Raw genomic sequence first — 17,297 nt, 5'->3', positions numbered from 1 at the left:
TCAATCCAGGGTTTCGAACATCTTCTCACTTTCGTCCGTCGCCGGGCGACCCGGAAGAACGAGATTCAGGACGATCCCCGCGATGGCGGCCAGGGCCATGCCGGCAATCTGCAGATTATCCGAAACCTGAATGGTCGCGCCGCCGACCCCGATGACAAGAATGACCGAGGCGATAATCAGGTTACGCTTGGCGCCCAGATCAACGCGGCTTTCCACCATCATGCGCAGACCGCTGGCTGCGATAATGCCGAACAGCATGATCGCGACACCGCCCATGACCGGCACCGGAATGGTCGAAATCAGAGCGGCGACCTTGCCGATGAAACCGAAGCACAGCGCCAGAACCGCGGCCCCGCCGATCACAAAGATCGAGAAGACCCGAGTCACGGCCAGCACGCCGATGTTTTCGCCGTAGGTGGTGTTCGGCGGCCCGCCCAGCAGGGAGGCCAGGATCGTTGCGACGCCGTCCCCCAGGATGGATCGGTCGAGGCCCGGCTTGCGCAGGAAGTTGCGGCCGACGACCTTGCTCAAGACCATCTGGTCGCCGATATGTTCGGCCACTGGAACAATGGCGGCGGCAATGAAGGCGAGGATGATCGCGCCGCTGAATTGTGGTGAATAGGAAACGAACGGCACGGAGAAATCGGGCATGGCGAAGACCGGCGCCGCCACGACCTCGTCGAAATTCACCAGACCGAGCATCGCCGAAACGACATACCCCACGACCACGCCGATCAGCACCGGCACCATGGAGAAGAAATTCTTCAGGTAAACCGCACAGCCGACCGTCACCGCAAGGGTGAACAGGGCAACCCCGAAATAGGTTCCGCTATAGGTGCCGTCCGGCGCGCCGGTCCCCGTCGTCGCCATATTGACCGCGACGCCTGCAAGCCCGAGTCCGATCACCATGATCACGGGACCGACCACGACCGGCGGCAGAATTCGCAACAGCCAGCCGACGCCCAGCAGACGAATCAAGATGGATATGACGACATAGACCAGTCCGGCGAAGAAACAGCCAACCAGGGCGAGATTGGAATCTCCGGACGCAGTTGCGGCCAGGATCGGGGCAATGAACGCGAAACTCGACCCGAGATAGGCCGGGATCTTGCCCTTCGTGATAACGATGTAAAGCAGTGTCCCGGCGCCGCTGGTCACAAGCGCGACCGCCGGGCTGAGACCGGTAATCAGGGGCACCAACACGGTCGCCCCGAACATGGCAAACAGATGCTGTAAACTCAGGGCCGCCCATGCCGGAGGCGAAGGACGGTCCTCTACATCAAGTACCGCAGACCGATCGACCATTTGGATCTCCTGTTCATTCGTTTCGTTTTTATGACCCGGTGGCCTTCCCTTCTGCCGATTCGCAACGTGACGCGAGCGATTCTTTCCGTCCGACTGCAATGGAAGCCCGGCCGGATCGCATTCGGCACCCGCATCCAGATGCCGTGACGCCAAGGCAGCATCCCTCAGAAATGATCGGGCAAACAAAAAACCGAGGGGAAATCCCCTCGGCTTCAAGTTTGTTCGGTAACTCGTTCCTAGAACGGAATTTCGTCGTCCAGATCGGCGCTGTAATCACGGCCACCGCCGCCACCGCCACCGGAACCACCACCGGACGGTCGGCCACCGCGGTCATCGTACCCCCCGCCATAGCCGCCGTCGTCATAACCGCCGCCCGACGGGCCACCGCCGCCATATCCGCCGCCACCGGACCCGCCGCCGCCTTCACGGCCGTCCAGCATCGTCATATTGCCGCTGTAGGGGCGCACGACGACTTCGGTCGTATAGCGGTCCTGTCCGTCCTGACCCTGCCATTTACGGGTCTGAAGCTGCCCTTCGATCAGAACCTTGGAACCACGTTTCAGGAAGCGTTCTGCAACTTCCGCCGTTCGGCCGAAAATCACGACACGATGCCACTCGGTACGTTCCTGATTGTTGCCTTCGCGGTCGCGCCAACGTTCATTCGTCGCGACTGACAGGTTCGCCACCTTGTCACCGGACTGCAGCGACCGGACGTCGGGATCCTGGCCCAGATTGCCTACCAGAATGACCTTGTTGAGACTGCCCGACATTAATACCCCCTTGGGACGATTTCTTGAGAAATTCAGCAGGACGATGCGCCGCCGTATCGAGGGCGCAAGTCTAAGCCATCCCCCGGGTGGATGAAAGCGTTACGGCGGTTCCGGGGAGACGATCTTCGACGACCGCCGGTCAGCCGATTTCCTTCTCCACGACCTCAGAAAGGGCGTGAACGACAGCCTGGGAAATCTCGTCCCCGCTGCCCTTGATCGACTGGCTGTAGACGACCTGCAACGCCTTCAGATGCTGGTCTACCAAGGCTGGCTTGACTTCGACATTGGCCGGGCGTTCACGGACGTAACGACAGAAGGTTCGGCCGATTTCCGTAATCAGCGGAAATCCGAACGTCGCCCCCTGACCGCGCATGTTATGAACCAGCCGGAACAGCTTATCGAGGTTTTGCTCGGACGGGTCGGCCCGATAAGCCGCCGCCAGCGCCTTCATCTGCTCGATATCTCCTGCCAGCTTGCTGACATATTCGGCGGCCATCCGCTTGACGATGGTTTCCGCCTCGGCAAACGCCTTCTCAGGGTTCTTGCCACCGACCTTGGGCACCTTCTTCGCCAGATTGTTCGGGCGCTCGACCACCTGGTGCCAGGATTTGTTCGGGTTCGGGGGCACTTCGGGAAGTTCGTCTTTCGCCATCACCCTATGGTCCTCTCAATGTCCGCCGCCAATCCGTCTTGCGGTGTCGGCTAGATCTCCAGCGCGTCGTCCATCGAGGCGCGACGATCGCTGCCGTCGAAGGTCGGCAGGTTCAGGCGCCGCCGGCACGGTCCGAAAAAGGATGCCGTACGCACGAATGGACGCGGATTCTCGATGATATTCACGATCCTGGCATGAAGCGATCGGGCCGCCAGCGGCTTTGCCAGAAACTCGGTAATTCCGAAATCGCGCGCACTCATGACCTTCGACTTTTCCGTATACCCGGTCAGCATGATCACCGGGATGTAACGGGCCGGGCTATCGCTGTCCATTCGGAGACGCCGCACCAGGGCCGGACCGTCTTCCGGTTCCATCTCCCAATCGGTAATCAGCAGGTCGAAATCGTCGGTCGCCAAATAATCCCAGGCATCAATCCCGTCCGACGCAGTTCGGACAAAACCGCACCCCAAGGCCTCCAACATACGCTCAAGTATGTTCCGCATGAACTTGCAGTCGTCGACGACCAATACCCGCAAGTTCGTGAAATCGTAGCTCTTCGACATGACCTCCCGCCACCATTTCGCCGGCGACGATTGGGCCCTCCCTTCCCCAAGCGCTACAGCGTATCATTCCGGTACAATAAGCGCCTTGGTTTCACAAGTCTTCCCCTCTCTGTTCGATTCGCCAACTGGTGCCTTGCGGCCCCGCATGGGGCGCCCTACGCTGGAATGCAGGCAGACGATCATCCATGCACGGGAATCATGGCGTGAGCGACAGCGGTCGTGTTCTCAATCGGCGAACATTCTTTCCAGGCGATATCATTTTCAATGAGGGTGATCTGGGAAGTCAGGCGTTTATTCTGCAGAGCGGGCGCGTTCGGATAACGAAAAACGTCGCGGGCGGCCGCCAGGGAACCCTGGGATTCGTTGAGCCTGGCGGGATTTTCGGCGAAATGGCACTGATCGACCAATCCGAGCGGATGGCCAGTGCGATCGCCGAACAATCCTGCGTCTGCATCGTGATCACGGAGGAATCCCTGAAGGCCAAACTGGCCAAGACCGATCCGGTTCTGCGCATGCTGATGCTGATGCTGATACGGCTCCTGCGGCGCGTCGCTGACGATACACCGATCCCACCGGACGACCTTGAGGCACTGGCCCGGCAAGCGGATGATCAGGCCGGCACCGTCGCCGCACAGAGACGGCAGGAAGCACAAGGCGATGGCTGACAGCGCGCTGGCCAAGGTCACCTACCAGTCAGGCGACATCATCTTCATGGAAGGCGATGTCGGGGACGCAACCTATCTGGTCCAGTCCGGCAAGGTGGAATTGATCAAACGCGGGCCCGACGGATTGTTCGATACGATCGCGACCATCGGACCCGGCCAGGTTTTCGGGGAAGTCGCCCTCCTGACCGACCGTCCCCGAGCCGCCGGAGCACGCGCCGCCACCGATTGTCTGTTGATCGCTGTAGAACGCGGTCAGTTGGACGCCAAGCTTGAAAAATCCGACCCTTTCATCCGGGCCCTGTTCCGGATTCTGGCGCAGAACCTGTTATCCGTCATGGATCGAAAAACGGAAATCGAAACCGCGCCGAAAGAAGAGGATCTCGCCGCCCTCTCGTCCGAAGCGGAGTAACGCCCCCTGCCCCGGCCGATCAGTCGCCGCCGCCACTGACCTCCCGGTTTGCACGGTGGTGCAAGCGCCCCATGTTTCCGAGAGACAGGAAATGTGCGAAGGCCAGGGCGGTCCAGCCGCGCCGGAACCATTCGACCGCATCCGCATCCGACAGTTTGCGCAGGCGTTCTTCGTCGATCACCCGAAATCCGGAAAAGACGATCTTCTGACCGGATGCCAGCGTTATCTCCATTTGTCGTTCCACCAGCAGATTCTGCTGACGGCAGGCATTGACGAACAGCCGGGTCCGCGCCTGTTCCTTCGAGAAGGAAGCCGCGAAAGTCGCCATTTTCGCGACGAGCGGCGTCGGCCGCCCGTCCTTGAACAGCGCCGCGCCCGCCTTCTTGGAAACCAGCGGCGATTCCACGTCCAGGCACAGATTGACGCCTTCCTTGCCGTCCTTGCTTTCCTGCATCAGAACGAACGGGGCGCGACGCAGAATGGCAGGCACATAACAGCCTTCCTTCCAGTTCCCTTTTTCGTCGACGAACAGGTTCTGATCGGGACGCAGGCCCAACAGAGCGACGGGCTGCGGCTCCGTATCGCCGGCAAAGATGATCGGGTAATGCCGGGCGGACGGCATGAACTCAACCGCACTCAAGGGCACCGTGTGCAGCTTGCGAACGAAGCTGTAATCGCGGCCCGCGGCAATGCGCAACGCCCCGTGGCGGCGCGGGTCCAGCGGTTCCGCCCGACGCAGCAGCTGACGCATGATGTCCTCTCCATCACTGGAGGCATCCAGTTTCCGCGCAATGGATGCGTCGCTCATACCCGCCCTTTCCCCAATTTGAAGGCCCGGATACCATACCGCGCACCTTGCCGCATTCAAGTACAAGCCTCACCAATCGCTGGAAGCCGGAGTCAAAAAATGAACCTGCGTGTAAGCCGTATACTGACGGTATCCGCCATCCTGGCACTGTTGCCGATATCCCTTGCCTGGGCACATGGTGGCCCCGGCCATGGCGGCGGGTTCGTCAGTGGTCTGACACATCCGATCTTCGGCCTGGATCACGTCATCGCCATGGTCGCTGTCGGGCTTTGGGGCGTTTTCCTCGGACGACCGGCCATTTACGTTCTGCCGATCGTGTTTCCGTTGATCATGGCGTTTGGCGGCGCGCTGGGGGTCCTCGGGATCCCGATCCCCGCCGTGGAAGCCGGAATTGCGACCTCGGCGGTCGTGCTCGGGCTCTTGATCGCATTCGCTGTCCGCGCGCCCGTACCAATCGCAACCGCCATTGTTGGTGTATTCGCCGTGTTTCACGGGCACGCGCACGGCACGGAATTGCCGGACTCCGCAAGCGCCGCCGCCTATTCGGTGGGCTTTGTCCTATCGACCGGCCTGCTACACCTCGCCGGTATCGGGCTGGGTGAGCTCGGCCGGGGCAAGTTCGGCCGGATTGCGGCGCGCGGCCTTGGCGGGCTGATCGCCGTCATGGGCCTAGCCTTCCTGACCGGCATGGCCTGATGCGGGCTGTCATACCGGCGACCGCTTTCCTCATTCTGTCACCGGAAGCCGCCCACGCTCACAGCAGCCTGGAGGGAATCGGGGCCTTTCCGAACGGGCTCCTGCACCCGGTGCTGGAGCCCGTCCACGCAGTCTGCCTGCTGGCGGGTTCCCTGCTGATCGCGCATCAACCCGAGGCGAAGATGCCGCGGCATTTTCTGTCGGTCGTATTGCCGCTGGCGGCCGGGTTGATTCTGTCGGTTTTCGGGGTGGGCGCAACAAGTTCCATCTGGACCGCACCGGCACTTTGGGTCGGTGCGTTGCTTCTCGGACTTGCCGTCGCGGCAACTCAGGATCGCGACTATGCGTATAGCATCGGTTTGCTGGCGCCGGTCTTTCTGGCAATTGGGCTCGATACCGGGCTTGATGCCGCGCGACCGGTGGATCGCGCAGTCTTTGCGGCGGGCGCCTGGCTCGGCGTTTCGCTGATCGTCGTCAATGCGGCGCTCGCGCTACGCAAGATCGAACGTTTCGCAATTACGCGGATTGGGATGCGTGTTCTGGCAAGCTGGGTCGCGGCCGCATCGGCGATGATGCTGGCCTTCAGCCTGCGCGGCGGGAGCTAGCGCCGGAAATCCGTTATCCTGCCGTCCTGGAGGGTGACTACCCGATCCATGCGTTCCGCCAGATCAATGTTATGCGTCGCGATCAGCGCACTCATCCCGCGTTCGCGGACCATCTCAACCAGCAGATTGAAGACTGTGTCGGAGGTCGCCGGGTCGAGATTACCGGTCGGCTCATCCGCCAGCAGGATGGCGGGATTGTTCGAAAGCGCCCTGGCCACCGCAACGCGCTGTTGCTCACCCCCCGATAGTTTGGCCGGACGATGACTGGCCCGCGCCGTCAGACCGACGCGGTCCAGCAGTTCGGACGCCGCCTTCTTCGCCGCACCCTTGCCCCGTCCCGCCACCATCTGTGGCAGGGCCACATTCTCCAAAGCGGAGAATTCCGGCAGCAGGTGATGGAACTGATAGACGAAACCGACAGTGTTCCGGCGGATCGATGTACGACGCGCATCGTTCAGGGCACCGCATGCCAGCCCCTCGATCGCGACATCGCCGCCATCCGGCAGTTCCAGCAGTCCGGCCACATGAAGCAGCGTCGATTTGCCGGTCCCGCTGGGGGCTACCAGTCCGACCAGCTCCCCCTTGCCGACAGACAGTGAGGCGCCTTCCAGAACGGTCAGCGGGCCAGCCGCCGTCTTGTAGGTCCTGACAACGTCGCGCAGTTCCAGGGCGAAAGCTTCTGCTTCACTCATAACGCAGCACCTCCACCGGATCGAGGCGCGCGGCGCGCCAGGCCGGATAGATCGAGGCCAGGAGGCTTATCGCCAGAGCGAACACAATGGTCAGAGCAACTTCCAGCGGCTCCACCTTCGCCGGCAACTGGGACAGAAAATAGATTTCCGCGTCGAACAAGGTCGCACCGGACAGGGATTGGATCCACTGGCGAATGGTCTCGATATTGACGGCAAAGGCGATCCCCAGGGCGGCGCCCAAAACCGTACCGATCACCCCGACCGAACTGCCGGTCATGAAGAAGATGCGCAGAACCGATCCCCGTGTCGCGCCCATGGTGCGCAGGATCGCGATCCCGCGTGACTTGTCCTGGACCAGCATGATCTGGGACGAGATCACATTGAACGCGGCAACAATCACGATCAGGGACAGAATCATGGCCATAACGTTACGTTCAACTTCCAACGCATTGAAAAAGCTCACATTGACGCGCTGCCAGTCCGTCGCGTGATAGCCCGCCCCCAACTCCTGGCGCAACTCGAAGGCCGTGGTGCGGGCAAGGTCCGGATTCTCCAGCATGACCTCGATGGACCCGACGGCATCGCCCGTCTTGAAGAAGGACTGGGCGGCCGACAGCGGCATGTAGATATAGGTGTTGTCGAACTCGTACATGCCGACTTCGAACAGACCGGAAATCGTATAGGCCTTCATGCGCGGGACAGTCCCGAATGCCGTAACCGTGCCATTCGGCGAAATCAGCGTCAGCTTGTCACCGACATTCAGCCCAAGGCGTCCGGCCATCCGCACGCCGATCAGAATGCCGTCGCCGGCCCGGAACTTCTCCAGATCTCCGACCACGATCGAGCTCCGCAGGATCGGGCGGGCGATAAAGTCCTTGGCCGAAAGACCGCGCACCAGGGCCCCGCCGGCACCGGCGCCGCTGCTGGCCATGACCTGCCCCTCGACCATCGGGGTGGCATAGACCACGCCCTCTTTCTGCATCAGCCTCTGTGCCAGATCGTCGTAGTTTTCGATACGGCGTTCCAGCGTTCCGACCGTGACATGGCCGTTCAACCCGATGATCCGTCCCAGCAGTTCGGCCCGAAAGCCGTTCATGACCGACATCACGATGATGAGTGTGGCCACGCCCAGCATGATGCCGAGCAGCGAGAACCACGCGACTACGGAGATGAAGCCCTCCTGACGCTTGGCCCGGAGATACCGGAATGCGACGAGTCGTTCTACGGCGGACAACATACCGCCGTTAGCCTGCCAGTTTCGCCAGCGCGGCCTCGGCGGAGAGTTCCACCTTCTCACCGGTCGCGCGGGATTTCAGCTCGACGACGCCATTGGCCAGGCCCTTTGGCCCCACCACCAGTTGCCAGGGAAGCCCGATCAGCTCCATGTCGGCGAACTTGACGCCCGCACGCTCTTCACGGTCGTCATACATGACCTCGACACCGGCATCCTGAAGCTTGCGGTACAGGTCTTCGCAGGCAGCATCGCAGGCGTCGTCGCCGCTGCGCAGGTTGATCAGACCGACCTTGAACGGCGCCACCGCTTCCGGCCAGACGATGCCGTTCTCGTCATGGCTCGCTTCGATGATCGCACCGACCAATCGCGATACGCCGACGCCATAAGACCCGCTTTGAACCGGAACGGTCTGGCCGTCCTTCGTCTGAACCTTCGCGCCAAGCGGGGTCGAGTATTTGTCGCCGAAAAAGAAGATATGGCCGACCTCGATACCGCGGGCAGAAAGGCGTTTCTCTTCAGCCACTTCCGATTCGAACTTCGCCTGATCGTGCTGTTCGTCGGTGGCCGCATAGTAGGATGTAACCTTGCCGATCACTTCGCTCATCTGTGCCGCGTCGCGATGGTCGATATCGGCGTTCAGGAGATCCAGTTTCAGCAGGTCCGCGTCGCACCAGACCTGGCTCTCTCCGGTTTCGGCCAGAATGATGAATTCATGGCTCATGTCACCACCGATCGGTCCGGTATCGGCCGCCATCGGGATCGCCTGCAGGCCCATACGGGCATAGAGGCGAAGATAGGCGACGAACTGCTTGTTGTACGAAATCCGGCCGTCTTCCGCAGTCAGATCGAAGGAATAGCCGTCCTTCATCAGGAACTCCCGACCGCGCATGACACCGAAACGCGGTCTGACCTCATCCCGGAATTTCCACTGGATGTGATACATCATCCTCGGCACGTCCTTGTAGCTCTTGGCGTGCTCGCGGAAGATATCCGTGATCATTTCCTCGTTGGTCGGGCCGTACAGCATCTCCCGCTCGTGGCGGTCTTCGAGACGCAGCATTTCCTTGCCGTAATCGTCGTACCGGCCGGAACGGCGCCACAGATCCGCAGACTGAATCGTCGGCATCAGCACTTCATGGCAGCCGATGCGATCCATCTCCTCCCGAACAATCTGCTCGATCTTGCGCAGAACGCGATAGCCCAGCGGCAGCCACGAATAGATGCCCGCCGATTCCTGCCGCACCATCCCGGCACGCAACATCAGCCGGTGCGAGACGATTTCCGCCTCGCTCGGCGTTTCCCGGAGGGTGGGCATGAAATATTCACTAAGGCGGACCGCGGGGGACAGGCGCATTGGGCGACCCTTCAATACCGGTTTCGACTGCGGCGCAATCTAGGGGGAGTGACCGGTCGCGTAAAGCCGAAGCTCCACATTCCGGCGAGCCTATTGCCCGAGCGCCTGACGGCAGATTTCAGCGAGTTCCTGTTCGGTTTCGGCGTTCAACCGTTTGCCGTCGAGGGTCAGCGCGCCGGAAGACAGATTGAAGCGAACCATGCCGAATCCGGATGAACTGTTCGAGAAGCGCTCTTCCAGGGCCTCATTGCCGGCAAAGGTCAGCGGGTTCAATGACAGTTCAAAGGCAATTTCCTCCGGCAGGACATCCGCCGCCGTGAGCGTACCCTTGAGATCTGCACCCGTAACACTGTTGCCGCGCACATCGACGCCGGCCACATAGTCGGCACCGACAACATTCCGTCTCCGCAGTACCTTCTCACAGTCCTTCTTCGTCATCCGAAGCAGCAGATCCGGCTTGCTGTCCGGTTTCGGCGGCGGGGCGCCTCCCGGATTTTGGGGCGGCACATTGTTCGGCTGCGTCGCCCCCTCGCCCGCATTGGAAAACGGATTCTCCGGTGCCTGGGCGTGAAGCGGTACCGGCAGCATGGCCGCGATAAGTAGGGTCATGAGAAGTCGCATCAACATGCCGGTTCCATCAGCAAATCTCGGGCCAACGCATTGAGGAAACGATGAACAGTCTAGCCGAAGTTTGACGCGGCAGAAACCTGAGCTACCGTATGATCCGGTCAGTCACCCGATTAGCACGACGGGAACGCGCATGGCACGTATCGCAATGCATTTGGTATCGGCAGCACTCACGGTTTTCATCGCAGCGCCGGCCCTATCTCAATCCAACGACGAAGCGCCTGTCGATCCCGGCACCCTTCCCGGGCTCGTCCGGAATTGCATGGCAACGGATGTCCCGGCCACGGACCGGGTCCAGCATTGCTCCGATCTTCTTCAGAACCCCATTCTGAACAAGGAGGGGCGCGTGACCGCCCTCGCCTTCCGCGCAACGGCCAAGATGGATACCTATGACTTCAGCGGGGCCGTTGCCGATTTTTCACGCGCGCTGGACATGGCACCCAGCAATTTCGGGCTGATGCACGGTCGGGCCCAGGCGCTTGAGCGGTTGGGTCATTATCAGAAGGCCCTGTTGGATTACGACACCGCCATCCAGATTTCGCCGAAGAACGCTGCCCTCTTTACCGGCCGCGCCCTGATCCACGCGCAGTTGGACAATATGGACGCCGCCTTTCGCGATCTTGAAAAGGCCCGCACGATCGCACCAAAGAATGTTGAAACGCTTGCGCTGATGGGCGGCCTCTACACCGAAGTCGGAGAATTCGAGAAGGCAATCGGCCTTTTCGATCGAGCCATCGACCTGCAACCTGAAATCGGGCGTTTGTATCTGCGGCGCGGATTGGCGCAGATGAAGGCCGGCGAATGGGACAAGTCGCTGAAGGATCTGACAGCCGCCATCGAGATGGAGAATGGCCTGCCGGACGCCTACATGCTGCGGGCCATGGTGCACCGGGACGCTGACCGCGATGAGGAAGCCATGGCGGATTACACCGCCGCCATTAACGGCGACCCGACCCTAGCGGGCGCCTGGCAGGGGCGCGGTCTGCTGCATATGGAACTGAAATCCTTCGATGAGGCACGCAACGACATGGACGTCGCGGCCCAGATCTCCCCAACGGCGGACAACCTCAATTCGCTCGCCTGGCTGCTTGTTTCGGCCGAAGACAAGGATTTTCGCGACCCGGCCGCGGCCCTCGACTATGTCGAGCGTTCAATCGAACTGGATGAGAACGCCGACAATGTCGACACGGCGGCGGCCGCCTATGTCCTGCTCGGTGATGTGGACAGTGCCACGCGCTACTATGCACGTTCAATGGAACTGGGCGGCGACGAGCGAATTCTGACCTATCAGGAATACCTCAGTGAACACGGCTTCTATGACGGCGCACTCGATGGAATAGACGGGCCGCGCACCCGTGAGGCGATCCGCTCTTTTGCCGAACAGGGCCGCGTCCTGCTGGTGGACTGATCCAGGAAAAATCCCCCGCGGCGCCGGCCGCAGGGGATTATCAATCTCTAACCTGACGTCGCGGTCAGCTCGGCACCTTGCCGTTCACGCCTTCGACATACCAGTTCATGCCCAGCAGTTCGCCGTCTTCGAGCGACTGCCCCTCCGCAACAACGACCTCTCCGGCCTGGTTCTTGATCGGACCGGTAAAGGGATGAAGGTTGCCCGCCGCGATGGCATCCCGGGCGGCCACAGCCTCGGCGACCACATTCTCAGGCAGGGCCGGATTGTAGTCGCTCATCTTGACCATGCCGGAATCGAAACCGCCCCAGACGTCGCCGGACGTCCAGGTCCCGGCCATCGCCTGGCGGGTCCGTTCTACATAGTACGGGGCCCAATCGTCGACGATCGCCGTCATATGCGATTTCGGTCCAAACGCGGACATGTCCGATGCCTGACCGACTGACCATACGCCGCGTTCCTCGGCGGTCTGAACCGGCGCCGGAGAATCCGTGTGCTGCAGGATGATATCGGCACCCTGGTCGATGAGGGCCTTTGCGGAATCGGCTTCCTTGCCAGGATCGTACCAGGAATTGACCCAGATCGGCGTGACTTCGATTGCCGGGTTGATCTTGCGGGCCGACAGGGTGAAGGCATTGATGCCCCGGATGACCTCCGGAATCGGAATGGAGGCAATATAGCCGACCTTGTTGGTCTTGCTCATATGTCCGGCGAGAATCCCCACCACATAGCGTCCTTCATAGAAGCGCGCGGCATAGGTCGCCATATTCGGCGCACGGGTGAAGCCGGTCGCATGCTCGAACTTCACGTCGGGGAACTTCTTCGCGACCTTTGCCGTCGGGTTCATGTAACCGAAGGAGGTCGTGAAGATCAGCTTATGTCCGCTGCGTGCCAACTGCGTGATGACACGCTCGGCATCGGCCCCTTCCGGCACGCTCTCGACATAGCTGGTTTCAACCTTGTCGCCGAAGGCCGCTTCGATCGCCAGCCGTCCCTGATCGTGCTGGTAGGACCAGCCGTGATCGCCGATCGGGCCGACATAGACGAAACCGACCTTGAACGGATCGGCAGCACGGGCTGGCAGCGCCGCGCTGGCACCGGCGGCCAGCGTCATGGCAGAGAAGGAACGGCGGGAAATCTTGATCATCGGGAGCCCCCTGTTTCTTGTTTCAGACTGTGCGGATTACGGCCGGATGCGGCCCAACGTATGGTGCGATGCAAAAAATCCTAACCCGTTACCCGTTCGGATGAAACACCTTACCGATACTGGCCGGCGCGTTGAGCCGAATGCGGGTCGCGTCGCGCGATATCAGGACCAGGACGACAATCGTCGCGATATACGGGATCATGTTCAGGAACTGTGCCGGGATCTCGATCATGCCCGAACTCTGCATGTGCAGTTGGGCGATGGTCAGGCCGCCGAACAGATAGGCCCCCAGCAGAACCCGCCCCGGGCGCCAGGTCGCAAAGACAACCAGTGCCAGCGCGATCCAGCCGCGACCGGCGATCATGCCCTCGGCCCACATCGGGGTATAGGACAGGGACATGTAGGCGCCGCCGACCCCTGCCATGGCGCCACCGAACAGCACCGCCGCCAGCCGGATCAGGATCACCGGAAACCCGATGGAATGGGCTGCATGTGGATTTTCACCCACGGAACGCAGTATCAAACCGGCGCGGCTTCGATACAGGAACAAGGCAACCGCCGCCGTCATCGCGAACGACAGATAGACCAATGCATCCTGTCCGAAGATCACCGGACCGAGGATCGGAACCTCCGACAACGCTCCGAGCGACAGTTTGGGTAAGGGCGAGATCGGCGTGCCGACATAGCTCTGCCCCAACAAGGCGCTCAACCCAATGCCGAACAACGTCAGAGCCAGTCCGGTCGCAACCTGGTTGGCGAGAAATCCGAGCGTCAGAAGCGCAAACAGACCCGCCATCAGCGCCCCCATGGCCGCCCCGGCCAGGACAGCCAGAACTCCGCTCCCTGTTTCCAGACCGACGATGAAGGCCAGGACGGCACCGGCCAGCATCATTCCCTCGACCCCGAGATTGAGAACCCCCGACTTTTCGGCAACCAGTTCGCCCATCGCCGCGAACAGCAGCGGCGTGGACGCGGCCAAGACGGAGACGATCACCGAAGAGACAATCAGAATATCCATGATCTAGACCGCCCTGCCCGCACGGTTCGATCCCAACCTGACCCGGAAATGGACCAGCATGTCGCTCGCTAACAGAAAGAACAGCAGCATGCCCTGGAACACCCCAGTGACGGCAACCGGCAGGCCAAGGTCAATCTGGGCGGTTTCCCCGCCGATATAGCTCAGGGCCATCAGCAATGCGGCGAGAAGAATTCCGACCGGATGCAGCCGGCCAAGAAACGCGACGATGATGGCGGTAAAGCCATATCCCGGTGAGATCGAAGGTGTGAGTTGCCCAATCGGGCCGGAAATCTCGATGGCGCCGGCCAGACCGGCGAGGGCCCCGCCTATCATCAGAGTCGCCCAAACGATCTTCGGACCACTGAAACCGGCATAACCGGCTGCGGGCGGCGTCAGACCGACGACCTTGATCTGAAACCCGAACAGACTGCGCGACACGATGAACCAGGCGGCGGCCACCGTGACAAGGGCAAGCGGAAATCCGACATGCATGCGCGTGCCATCCAACAGGATCGGCAGCAGCGCCCCCTCTCCGAACAACCGGGTCTGCGGGAAACCGAACCCCATCGGATCCTTCCACGGACCCGTCACCAGATAGCTGAGCAACAACCCCGCAACATAGGTCAGCATCAGGCTGACCAGAATTTCGTTGGCATTGTACCGCGTCTTCAACAATGCCGGAATCGCTGCCCAGAGTGCCCCGCCAAGCATGCCGGACAGCAACATCGCCGGCAGCAGCAGCGGCCCTTCCTGCCCATAGAAGGCAAGAGCCAGACCGCCACCGAATATCGCCCCAAGGGTCAGTTGACCCTCCGCGCCGATATTCCAGACATTGGCCCGGAACCCGAGTGCCAGCCCGACGCCGATCATGGCCAGGGGCGTCGCCTTGACCGTCAGTTCGCCAAGCCCATAGACGTCGGATAGCGGGAGTATGAAATAGGCATGCAGCGCATCCAACGGATCGAATCCCAGGACCGCGAACATAATTGCGCCGCACAAGACCGTCAGTACGACGGCCAGAACCGGCGTCGCGTAGAGCCACAGGCGCGACGTCTCGGGACGGCGTTCAACCGCAATCATGACGCCGCCTCGAACAGTCCGCCCATCAGCAAGCCGACTTCCTCCGCTGTTGTCGCATGGGTCGGCCGACTTTCGGAAAGATTGCCGTCGAACATGACCGCGACACGATCCGAAATGGTGAACAGCTCATCCAGGTCCTGGCTGACGACGATAACGCCGGCGCCGGCCCGGGCAAGATTGATCAGCGCCGACTGGATCGCGGCCGCCGATCCGGCATCGACCCCCCATGTCGGCTGTGCCGCGATCAGCAACTTGGGTTCCTGCAGGATTTCGCGCCCGATGATGAACTTTTGAAGATTGCCGCCCGACAGACTGCGCGCCGCCGCAGCGGATCCGGCACTGACCACATTGAAGGTCTGGATAACATGCTCCGCCCTTTCCCGCGCCTTGCTGCGGGACACCAGGCCGCGACGTACCAGTCCCCATCGGCGCCACCCGCTCAGCAGCGCATTCTCGTCCAGCGAAAGGTCCGGGACAGAGCCATGCCCAAGCCGTTCTTCGGGCACAAACGCAATCCCCAGATCGCGGCGCCCCCGGGCGCCGACCCTGCCGATCGGCCGCCCCTCGAACCGGATCCACTCATCCCGCGGCGATACCGATTCACCGCTCAATGCGGCGAGCAGCGTGCTCTGTCCGTTCCCGGCGACCCCGGCAATTCCCAATATCTCACCGGCCCGGACATGCAGGGAGATATTCTTGAGCGCGGTCCCGAACGGCGATGTCGCTTCCTGGCTCAACCCGCGAACCTCCAGCAAGTGGGCGCCGTCCCCGGCGGTCGCGCGCCTACCGGAAACGGGCGCATCGAACGAGCGACCGATCATCATGGCGGCAAGGGAGTTGGGTGTCTCCTCCCGGGGGTCGCAACTCGCAACAACCTTGCCGCCGCGCAGGATCGTGGCCCGATCGCAGAGATCGCGAATTTCCTGAAGCTTGTGGGAAATGTAGAGGATCGTTTTGCCTTCGTCCCGAAGTCGCCGGAGCACCGCGAACAGCCGAACCACCTCATTTGGCGTCAGAACTGAAGTCGGCTCGTCCATGACAATCAGGCGGGGATTCTGCATCAGGCACCGCACAATCTCGACGCGCTGCCGCTCCCCCACCGAGAGTTCGTGCACCATCCGGCGCGGGTTCAGTGCTAATCCGTATTCCTCGCTGAGCCGCGCGATTTCCCGATTCAAATCCGGATCCCGACCGGTTCCGGTACCAAGGGACAGGGCGACATTGTCCGCAACGCTCAACGTCTCGAAGAGCGAGAAATGCTGAAAAATCATGCCGATCCCAAGATCGCGCGCCGCGGCGGGATTCGCGATTTCCACCGGCTTGCCATCCCACTCAATCGTGCCTGAATCGGCGGTCTGTACGCCATACAGGATCTTGACCAGCGTAGACTTGCCGGCACCGTTCTCTCCAAGCAGTGCGTGAATTTCTCCCCCATTCAGGGCGAGCGAAACGTCGTCATTGGCGAGACAACCGGGAAAACGCTTGGTGATCCCCCTGAGCCGCAGTCGGGGGATTTCGAAACCGTTTCCGGTGCTGGAGACTGGTTCGGACGGATCGGATTGCATGCATCGTGTTTAATCGGAGTGTTTGCAGTTTCCAAGCATCCGGGTGTCATATTTTTTTATTTTTGCCGTGACCTGCGAAAGGTATTTCCTTAAACTCACAAATACACACGGAGACCGCGTGTACCGGCCGCAGATTGCTTCGCCCTACGAAGTCTTGTGAACGCCGGTGTACGGACTGGTCCAATCCGGACGGCTGGCGGCAATGAACCCGCAAGAATACGGTCGACGGGGCCCAAGTTTAGGGAGGGCTGAGAATTCGTCACCTTGATGGGGGACAATTCGCACAAGAGATTTCGGGGGGCAGCCGCGAGGCGCCCCCTTTTCTATTGCCCCTGCCAGTCTATTACCCCTGCCAGGGGGTCGATCGCGTTAGAAAATTTCCTCTTGACGGCCGATACCGTCACGAAGTACCAATCCCTCAGCGCCGATTTGAAGCTCAGCTTGCGGGCGCTTAACAAATGCAGCTAAAGCGGGTCGGCCCAGAACCGCCCGGCACATGCTGCGGCGGTTTTTTGTTTCGATCCCTGTCGAGACATTGGCCCGCCGCCTGCCCCCAGGGGCCGGCATTGTTTTCCCGCAAGTCATCCATTCATCGAACCGGCGCGATCGGCAGTCGACGGCTTTCATTCGGCCAGAGACATGCCCGCGGTGATTTGAGGATCAGCTTGCACCGCGTCATCAAATGCTAAAGCGACGCCA

The 17,297-nt window shown here is 61.2% G+C and carries 18 protein-coding genes; 5 read left to right on the top strand and 13 right to left on the bottom strand.

The window, feature by feature from the left end; translation table 11 throughout:
- The 4 genes from R8L07_18490 to R8L07_18475 form a co-directional block, all read right to left on the bottom strand.
- On the bottom strand, nucleotides 1-1,305 hold the full coding sequence (locus R8L07_18490) for a solute carrier family 23 protein (GenBank protein ID MDW3207529.1): 1,305 nt from the start codon (nucleotides 1,303-1,305) through the stop codon (nucleotides 1-3).
- 236 nt (nucleotides 1,306-1,541) lie between these two features.
- Nucleotides 1,542-2,075 carry a single-stranded DNA-binding protein gene (gene ssb / locus R8L07_18485; protein MDW3207528.1) on the bottom strand — a complete coding sequence of 178 codons (534 nt, stop codon included), beginning with the start codon at nucleotides 2,073-2,075 and terminating at the stop codon, nucleotides 1,542-1,544.
- Between the two features lie 139 nt (nucleotides 2,076-2,214).
- Nucleotides 2,215-2,727: an Hpt domain-containing protein gene (locus R8L07_18480; protein ID MDW3207527.1), complete on the bottom strand. Its 513-nt coding sequence runs from the start codon at nucleotides 2,725-2,727 to the stop codon at nucleotides 2,215-2,217.
- Nucleotides 2,728-2,777: 50 nt separating this feature from the next.
- Entirely contained in the window at nucleotides 2,778-3,290 is a 513-nt protein-coding gene (locus R8L07_18475; GenBank protein ID MDW3207526.1) for a response regulator, read from the bottom strand.
- 185 nt (nucleotides 3,291-3,475) lie between these two features.
- Here R8L07_18475 and R8L07_18470 point away from each other — a divergent pair, with 185 nt between their 5' ends.
- Nucleotides 3,476-3,955 carry a cyclic nucleotide-binding domain-containing protein gene (locus tag R8L07_18470; GenBank protein ID MDW3207525.1) on the top strand — a complete coding sequence of 160 codons (480 nt, stop codon included), beginning with the start codon at nucleotides 3,476-3,478 and terminating at the stop codon, nucleotides 3,953-3,955.
- Nucleotides 3,948-4,364, top strand: coding sequence for a Crp/Fnr family transcriptional regulator (locus R8L07_18465; GenBank protein ID MDW3207524.1), 417 nt, complete (start codon nucleotides 3,948-3,950; stop codon nucleotides 4,362-4,364). Before R8L07_18470 ends, R8L07_18465 begins: the two co-directional genes overlap by 8 nt.
- Nucleotides 4,365-4,383: 19 nt before the next feature.
- On the opposite strand, the gene R8L07_18460 is transcribed toward R8L07_18465, so the two are convergent.
- Nucleotides 4,384-5,172 carry a SapC family protein gene (locus R8L07_18460; protein ID MDW3207523.1) on the bottom strand — a complete coding sequence of 263 codons (789 nt, stop codon included), beginning with the start codon at nucleotides 5,170-5,172 and terminating at the stop codon, nucleotides 4,384-4,386.
- Nucleotides 5,173-5,271: 99 nt separating this feature from the next.
- Here R8L07_18460 and R8L07_18455 point away from each other — a divergent pair, with 99 nt between their 5' ends.
- Nucleotides 5,272-5,868, top strand: coding sequence for a HupE/UreJ family protein (locus tag R8L07_18455; GenBank protein MDW3207522.1), 597 nt, complete (start codon nucleotides 5,272-5,274; stop codon nucleotides 5,866-5,868).
- A complete protein-coding gene (locus R8L07_18450) occupies nucleotides 5,868-6,473 on the top strand; it encodes a HupE/UreJ family protein (GenBank protein ID MDW3207521.1) in 606 nt (201 codons plus the stop codon). Before R8L07_18455 ends, R8L07_18450 begins: the two co-directional genes overlap by 1 nt.
- Here R8L07_18450 and R8L07_18445 read toward each other — a convergent pair.
- From R8L07_18445 to R8L07_18430, 4 genes are all read right to left on the bottom strand, one after another.
- Nucleotides 6,470-7,165 (bottom strand): ABC transporter ATP-binding protein, encoded by a 696-nt coding sequence (locus R8L07_18445; GenBank protein MDW3207520.1) that lies wholly within the window; start codon nucleotides 7,163-7,165, stop codon nucleotides 6,470-6,472. The two genes, R8L07_18450 and R8L07_18445, sit on opposite strands and share 4 nt — an antisense overlap.
- Nucleotides 7,158-8,402, bottom strand: a complete 1,245-nt coding sequence (locus R8L07_18440; protein MDW3207519.1) for a lipoprotein-releasing ABC transporter permease subunit — start codon at nucleotides 8,400-8,402, stop codon at nucleotides 7,158-7,160. Before R8L07_18440 ends, R8L07_18445 begins: the two co-directional genes overlap by 8 nt.
- A gap of 7 nt (nucleotides 8,403-8,409) precedes the next feature.
- A complete protein-coding gene (locus R8L07_18435) occupies nucleotides 8,410-9,753 on the bottom strand; it encodes a proline--tRNA ligase (protein ID MDW3207518.1) in 1,344 nt (447 codons plus the stop codon).
- Between the two features lie 90 nt (nucleotides 9,754-9,843).
- Nucleotides 9,844-10,362, bottom strand: coding sequence for a hypothetical protein (locus tag R8L07_18430; protein MDW3207517.1), 519 nt, complete (start codon nucleotides 10,360-10,362; stop codon nucleotides 9,844-9,846).
- Nucleotides 10,363-10,513: 151 nt separating this feature from the next.
- Here R8L07_18430 and R8L07_18425 point away from each other — a divergent pair, with 151 nt between their 5' ends.
- Entirely contained in the window at nucleotides 10,514-11,788 is a 1,275-nt protein-coding gene (locus tag R8L07_18425) for a tetratricopeptide repeat protein (GenBank protein MDW3207516.1), read from the top strand.
- 64 nt (nucleotides 11,789-11,852) lie between these two features.
- Here the strand turns inward: R8L07_18425 and R8L07_18420 are convergent, their stop codons facing one another.
- The 4 genes from R8L07_18420 to R8L07_18405 all read right to left on the bottom strand — a co-directional run bounded on the left by R8L07_18420 (nucleotide 11,853) and on the right by R8L07_18405 (nucleotide 16,598).
- On the bottom strand, nucleotides 11,853-12,902 hold the full coding sequence (locus tag R8L07_18420) for a BMP family ABC transporter substrate-binding protein (GenBank protein ID MDW3207515.1): 1,050 nt from the start codon (nucleotides 12,900-12,902) through the stop codon (nucleotides 11,853-11,855).
- Nucleotides 12,903-13,023: 121 nt separating this feature from the next.
- Nucleotides 13,024-13,953: an ABC transporter permease gene (locus R8L07_18415; protein MDW3207514.1), complete on the bottom strand. Its 930-nt coding sequence runs from the start codon at nucleotides 13,951-13,953 to the stop codon at nucleotides 13,024-13,026.
- 3 nt (nucleotides 13,954-13,956) lie between these two features.
- Nucleotides 13,957-15,033, bottom strand: coding sequence for an ABC transporter permease (locus R8L07_18410; protein MDW3207513.1), 1,077 nt, complete (start codon nucleotides 15,031-15,033; stop codon nucleotides 13,957-13,959).
- Nucleotides 15,030-16,598: an ABC transporter ATP-binding protein gene (locus tag R8L07_18405; GenBank protein ID MDW3207512.1), complete on the bottom strand. Its 1,569-nt coding sequence runs from the start codon at nucleotides 16,596-16,598 to the stop codon at nucleotides 15,030-15,032. The genes R8L07_18410 and R8L07_18405 overlap by 4 nt, the downstream gene beginning before the upstream one ends.
- Between the last annotated feature and the right edge of the window lie 699 nt (nucleotides 16,599-17,297).

It is taken from the genome of Alphaproteobacteria bacterium (genome assembly GCA_033344895.1).
Classification (GTDB): Bacteria; Pseudomonadota; Alphaproteobacteria; order UBA8366; family Aestuariispiraceae; genus Pacificispira.
This window is presented reverse-complemented; position numbering and strand designations above follow the sequence as displayed.

What these genes read in the sequence shown, in the direction of transcription:
- R8L07_18475 (MDW3207526.1), bottom strand. Translation starts at nt 3,290, where the DNA reads ATGTCGAAGAGCTACGATTTCACGAACTTGCGGGTATTGGTCGTCGAC.
- R8L07_18415 (MDW3207514.1), bottom strand. Translation starts at nt 13,953, where the DNA reads ATGGATATTCTGATTGTCTCTTCGGTGATCGTCTCCGTCTTGGCCGCG.
- R8L07_18445 (MDW3207520.1), bottom strand. Translation starts at nt 7,165, where the DNA reads ATGAGTGAAGCAGAAGCTTTCGCCCTGGAACTGCGCGACGTTGTCAGG.
- R8L07_18405 (MDW3207512.1), bottom strand. Translation starts at nt 16,598, where the DNA reads ATGCAATCCGATCCGTCCGAACCAGTCTCCAGCACCGGAAACGGTTTC.
- R8L07_18440 (MDW3207519.1), bottom strand. Translation starts at nt 8,402, where the DNA reads ATGTTGTCCGCCGTAGAACGACTCGTCGCATTCCGGTATCTCCGGGCC.
- R8L07_18470 (MDW3207525.1), top strand. Translation starts at nt 3,476, where the DNA reads ATGCACGGGAATCATGGCGTGAGCGACAGCGGTCGTGTTCTCAATCGG.
- R8L07_18455 (MDW3207522.1), top strand. Translation starts at nt 5,272, where the DNA reads ATGAACCTGCGTGTAAGCCGTATACTGACGGTATCCGCCATCCTGGCA.
- ssb (MDW3207528.1), bottom strand. Translation starts at nt 2,075, where the DNA reads ATGTCGGGCAGTCTCAACAAGGTCATTCTGGTAGGCAATCTGGGCCAG.
- R8L07_18410 (MDW3207513.1), bottom strand. Translation starts at nt 15,033, where the DNA reads ATGATTGCGGTTGAACGCCGTCCCGAGACGTCGCGCCTGTGGCTCTAC.
- R8L07_18435 (MDW3207518.1), bottom strand. Translation starts at nt 9,753, where the DNA reads ATGCGCCTGTCCCCCGCGGTCCGCCTTAGTGAATATTTCATGCCCACC.
- R8L07_18430 (MDW3207517.1), bottom strand. Translation starts at nt 10,362, where the DNA reads ATGACCCTACTTATCGCGGCCATGCTGCCGGTACCGCTTCACGCCCAG.
- R8L07_18450 (MDW3207521.1), top strand. Translation starts at nt 5,868, where the DNA reads ATGCGGGCTGTCATACCGGCGACCGCTTTCCTCATTCTGTCACCGGAA.
- R8L07_18420 (MDW3207515.1), bottom strand. Translation starts at nt 12,902, where the DNA reads ATGACGCTGGCCGCCGGTGCCAGCGCGGCGCTGCCAGCCCGTGCTGCC.
- R8L07_18465 (MDW3207524.1), top strand. Translation starts at nt 3,948, where the DNA reads ATGGCTGACAGCGCGCTGGCCAAGGTCACCTACCAGTCAGGCGACATC.
- R8L07_18460 (MDW3207523.1), bottom strand. Translation starts at nt 5,172, where the DNA reads ATGAGCGACGCATCCATTGCGCGGAAACTGGATGCCTCCAGTGATGGA.
- R8L07_18490 (MDW3207529.1), bottom strand. Translation starts at nt 1,305, where the DNA reads ATGGTCGATCGGTCTGCGGTACTTGATGTAGAGGACCGTCCTTCGCCT.
- R8L07_18480 (MDW3207527.1), bottom strand. Translation starts at nt 2,727, where the DNA reads ATGGCGAAAGACGAACTTCCCGAAGTGCCCCCGAACCCGAACAAATCC.
- R8L07_18425 (MDW3207516.1), top strand. Translation starts at nt 10,514, where the DNA reads ATGGCACGTATCGCAATGCATTTGGTATCGGCAGCACTCACGGTTTTC.